This window comes from Sulfuricurvum sp. (genome assembly GCF_023250475.1).
In the GTDB taxonomy this organism is placed as follows: Bacteria; Campylobacterota; Campylobacteria; order Campylobacterales; family Sulfurimonadaceae; genus Sulfuricurvum.
Genome location: NZ_JAHFAQ010000164.1, coordinates 2,969 through 3,726 on the forward strand (window position 1 = coordinate 2,969; position 758 = coordinate 3,726).

A 758-nucleotide genomic window follows, 5' to 3' on the forward strand; every position below is an offset into this window, starting at 1 on the left:
TCAAGACTTTGTTTTGATCTTCGTTAACCCCTACCATCGCGATCGATGGGGTTGGGAATACCGACTTGCCGTTGGTTTCATTATAAAGCGATACGTTCCCGCCGATAACAGGGGTATTAAGTTCAGCACACGCTTCTTTGATCCCCAAACACCCTTGTCCGAACTGCCACATTACTTCAGGGTTCTCAGGGTTACCGTAGTTAAGACAGTCGGTAATCGCTTTGGGAGTCGCACCGCTCATCGCGACGTTACGACCGCTCTCGATAACCGCTGCAGCCGCTCCCGCTTTCGGGTTGATGTAGCAGTAACGGACGTTACAGTCGGCACTCATCGCCAATGCTACACCGTTCTCTTTGATACGGATAACGGAAGCATCGAGTTCGCCCCCTTTTTTGACCGTATTGGTTTGTACCATTGAATCGTATTGCTGATAAATCCGATGTTTATCAACCACTTCCATTGAGCTAATCAATTTTTCAAATGCCGCTTGGTTTTCTACCGCATCAAAATCATTCAAAGAAACTTTTGCGATATCATCCAAATATGCGGGACGAGACATAGGACGATCCAAGATCGGAGCCTCTTCGCTCACAGGATCGACAGGAACTTCCGCACATTTTTCACCGTGCCAGAAAAGCTCCATATTCCCCGTCGCCGTTACTTCACCGATTACGGCGCAGTCAAGATCCCATTTTTCAAAAATATCGATGATCGCCTGTTCTGTCCCTTTACGCGCACAAATGAGCATACGCTCTTGC

At 47.9% G+C, this 758-nt stretch carries 1 protein-coding gene; it reads right to left on the bottom strand.

Going from position 1 to position 758, the window contains the following annotated elements; all coding sequences use genetic code 11:
• Positions 1–758, bottom strand: a 758-nt coding sequence (locus tag Q0C19_RS11420; protein WP_295056118.1) for an AIR synthase related protein, incomplete at both ends; no start/stop codon positions are given.